At 66.2% G+C, this 3942-nt stretch carries 3 protein-coding genes; all 3 read left to right on the forward strand.

All coding sequences use genetic code 11. The annotated features are described in order from the left end of the window. The first annotated feature begins 1856 nt into the window (after window positions 1-1856). The 3 genes from PV679_RS35820 to PV679_RS35830 all read left to right on the forward strand — a co-directional run bounded on the left by PV679_RS35820 (window position 1857) and on the right by PV679_RS35830 (window position 3767). Window positions 1857-2111, forward strand: a complete 255-nt coding sequence (locus PV679_RS35820; protein ID WP_319685466.1) for a hypothetical protein — start codon at window positions 1857-1859, stop codon at window positions 2109-2111. A 114-nt stretch (window positions 2112-2225) separates the two neighbouring features. Continuing rightward, window positions 2226-3251, forward strand: coding sequence for a helix-turn-helix domain-containing protein (locus PV679_RS35825; protein WP_319685467.1), 1026 nt, complete (start codon window positions 2226-2228; stop codon window positions 3249-3251). Window positions 3252-3335: 84 nt separating this feature from the next. Further along, complete coding sequence (locus tag PV679_RS35830; protein WP_319685468.1) at window positions 3336-3767, forward strand: hypothetical protein; 432 nt, start codon at window positions 3336-3338, stop codon at window positions 3765-3767. Window positions 3768-3942 lie beyond the last annotated feature (175 nt).

Consider the following 3942-nt stretch of genomic DNA (forward strand, 5'->3'; position numbering starts at 1 on the left):
AGAGCGACGACACGACACGCCACCACTCCCACGGGAACGTCCGCCCTATGCCCGACCAGCGAAAACGCAGTCCTCAAGTCCGGAAAGACAACAACTTCTAAGCTTCATCGACATTGCCCTACGGCTTTCAGATCCGGCATAAACAGGGGATCGCACGGGCGCAGTTCACTAAGAACCGGTGAGGGGGTGGAGCCCGGTCACGGGCTCCACCCCCCATGGTGATCTAGATGAGGACCGCCACGACGGCGGAGAAAGACCAGCTCCGACACCGAAATCCTGCTGGCGCACTAGCCTCGGGCTTTCACTGCGGGTGGTGTCCGGTAGTGACCGGGACAGCAGAAAGTGCTCCTGACCTGCGACGATAGGACTCAACCGGGAGGAGATCCGCGAAGTCTCCGACGACGCGCAGAAGATCCACGACGACATCGCCGCGGGTCGCCTGACAATCCACCTCCATGCACACGACGGCTGGACCATCGTCGCCGTCGGCACCTACCGCGGCGGCCAGAGCGTTTACCTGCACGGCGAGGACCGCCTGCGTGTCATCACCTCCGTCTACGAAACGCCCGCCAAAGCCATCGCGGAGTTCCAGCGCCTCAACGGCGAAGCCGTCTGTCCTGGCCCGGCGCCGACCACCGACACTGAGCGTGCGGCAGCCGAACTCCTCGCCACGACCGGAACGAGGATCCCGCCAGCAGACGGCATCGGAGAAGAGGCGCCTCTATCTGAGCAGGCCCGTAAGGAGCTTGACCCCGTCTACGCAGCCGACCCCGGCGACGACGAGGCCGCCTTCCTGGCATCCTTCCTCAAAGAACAGGGAGGGTGGGAGAAGTACCGCACCTGGAACGACGGCAGTACCGTCGCCAACCACGAATCGCTCACGTTGCGTGCCGAGTTCATCCACGTGTAGGTCCGCAATTGGAATGTCCCGTTCCGTTGTGGCGATCTGCGCGTTCTCGCGTTGTCTCATTCGGATGGCCCGGCATTCTGTCTCACGACCTTGTCCTTCTCGTTGCCCGGCCCACCACGCGGAGGGTGTTGGAAGGGCACCGGGCCGTACTGCTCTCCCGGGAGGGGGCCCCTTGAGCAATATTTCCCGGAGGTGGCGGCAGCGCTCACCGTGCTGCCGGTCGGCACGGCACTCGACGCGACGACTGGGTGGTCATCGAGGAGGTCGATCGCGCCGCCGCAGTCGCCGCACGGATCGTCGGCGGCGCCCGTTCGTCGGGGAGCCCTACTCGCGGCTCAGTTCGGGGAATGAATGCGATGGCAGGTCAGCCGGGACTGGCCCGCCAGGGCGAGCACTTGGCCTGGTAGGCGGCGGACACCGGATCTCCCAGTACGGCGGGCTTGGTCGCGAAGGCAAGCTGAGGGGGCGGATGCCACACTCCTCAAGTATTGCAAATGCACGTGCATTTACACGGGAATTCGATCTCAGGTCGAAGGGGCTCCGTCACTCGATCGGGTGACATTCTGCCGTCTCGCCTCCGTTGACCGTGGCATAAGCCATGAGAGAAGGCCCAGTTCGGGCATTCCCGGGCAAACTCTGTGATCCTTCGTCCAGAGTCAAAGGAAATGAGTTGGAATCGGTCGCGGTTGATCAGACACGATCCGATAAAAGGCTCTTCGCCACGTGCGCCGCTTTGACATCCAGGACAGGGTCTGGCGTCCGGTTGGGATTTGCATTTCGGTCGAGTTTGCAGTTCATACGGAAGCGTCGCGGGCGCGCTCTTGGGGCGGGTACATTCGGTGGCGTCAGGGAAACCAGGCGTGACGCCATAGGTTTCCACCTGCGTAAAGCAGGCCCCAGAGCGGTTGCAGCCGCTCCAGGGCCTGTTGATCAAGCAAGGAGAAAAATGCTGCCTGACCCTGCGCGCCGAGTGGTCTTCATTCCGCTCTCGGCGCCCCTTGAAACTATCCCGCTGTCGGCGGCCCCTCAAACCGGGGTCGCGCGAATCAGAGGGATTCGCCTCGTCATTGTCCTCATCATCCTGGTCGTGCTGACGGTCGCCGGCAGCGCCGGCCTGCTGTCCGCGATGGGAACTCTCGTTGGCGCGCTGATCGCCTCGGCCGGAGGGATCACCGTGCACTACGTCAGTATCCGTCGCTGACAGCGGGGTGAGGCCGCGGGCTCCCGCCCGCGGCCGTTCGGTCGCCGGAGCTGTCCCGGGGCGCGCTGCCGCGCTACCGCCGGGACCGTTCCGGCGTGCGGGAGGGAGACAGAGGTGGCTGAACTTCGCCATGCCTGGTGCGCTTTCTGCGGAAGCCCGCTGCGTCAGCGGAGCGGGTCGGGACGGCCCCGGGACTACTGCGACACGACATGCCGTCGTCGAGCTCAGCGCCTTCGTGATCGCCAGAGGGCGGCCCGGCAGGCACGTGACCTGCTGCCGAGCGGAAGAAATATCGCGGGGGATCTGCACGCGCTCGCGGCACACCTGGTGCGCGCCGATCGCCAGGGGCAGCCGCTGTCGGTGCTGCTGGGCTGTGCTTCACGCCTGGCGCACGAGGTGAGTTGCTACATCGAGGCAGCAGTGCAGGAGGCCCTGGAGCGCGAGGACAGCTGGTCCTCGGTCGCGACGGCCGCGGGAACGGGCGAGGACACGGCACGCTCCCGGTGGTCACGGACGGCGGTGTCACGGCTCCTGACCCAGCGTACGCCGGTGCCTGCGCCACGGGCCGCTCCCGAGGATGCCGCACCCCGACAACTCGGTGCGGCACTGGCATTCCTACAACAGAGGTCTGGGTTCACCCTCGCGGAGGCCGCGGCGCACGCGGGTCTTCGCCCGGCGGATCTGCTGAGCATGTTTGCCGGGGAGCGGGTGCCTCCATGGCCGGCCGTGCACACGCTGGCTGTCCTCTTCGGGGACAGGCCCGAGGACTTGGAAGCGTTATGGCTGAGTGCTCAGAGCACCGCCGACTCGTCGCGACCGCGTATCGGCACGGCCGCCGAAAGGCTGTGCGCTGCGCTGCGCGGCCTGTATCTCGCGGCCGCATCTCCGGACGCCACGCGCATAAGCCGTTCCGTCGGCCTCGCACCCAAGCTGATCGCAGCCGTCCTGGAAGGTAATCACATCCCGGACTGGCCCACCGCAGTCCGTCTCGTGGCCGGCCTGGGAGCCGACCCTGCAGGTATCAGGCATCTCTGGGAAGACGTTCACTACGCCTTCCTCACCTCGGCCGACGCCTTTGCCCCCGGCGGACTGCCCCGCACCCGGCCGCCCGATCCACACCACACCCCGACGCCTCTCTAAGCCCGCCCGCTCTGCCACAACGGGACCGGAGAAATGACAGAACATCGCCTGCCCACCACCTCCTCGCACCGCAGAATCCCGGCCGTGCAGCGTCTCGATTTCCGCGCCTTCCGCGAGCTGCACCACGGCCCCTACCTGCGCTACGCCGAGGCCCGCACCCCAGACACCGAGTCCGCTTCACGAGCCGTCGAAGCGGCCTTCACCGAGATCGCCCAGACCTGGAAAGAGACCCTGCTCAGCCCGAACAGCGTCGCAACAGCCTGGCGCATCCTCCACCACGCCGTCGTCGGACACGCAGACTGCGTGATGATTCCAGCGCCATCGAGCGACTGCGCCCCGGCGAACACACCCGAAGATGCCGTCGTACTGCACCGCCGACTCAACCTGCCACTGCACCAGGCCGCCGAACTCATGGGCATCGACACCTCGGAAATGTGCATGCTGCTACGCATGGCCGACCGCGGCCTGCCCAGCCCCACCACCGCCTCAACCCACAAAGGCAGCCGGCACCGGTAACACGACCGGCGTGCCCTGAGTGTGCCGAGCCCGCTCACACGGGCGTCCCATCCCAGACTGGCCACCCCCACGCACCTGAAGTTTCCCCGTGATCATGGACACGTTTCCGTTATGCCGCGAGGGCCTGTCCCTGCTGGTAGCGCAGGCGTGTTTCGTGGGGCGTGAGGTAGCCCCA

Source organism: Streptomyces sp. AK02-01A, assembly GCF_033795305.1.
Lineage (GTDB): Bacteria > Actinomycetota > Actinomycetes > Streptomycetales > Streptomycetaceae > Streptomyces.

Bases quoted from the DNA above. Each gene is read 5' to 3' on its own strand.
- PV679_RS35820 (WP_319685466.1), top strand. From the start codon at position 1,857: ATGCTGCCTGACCCTGCGCGCCGAGTGGTCTTCATTCCGCTCTCGGCG.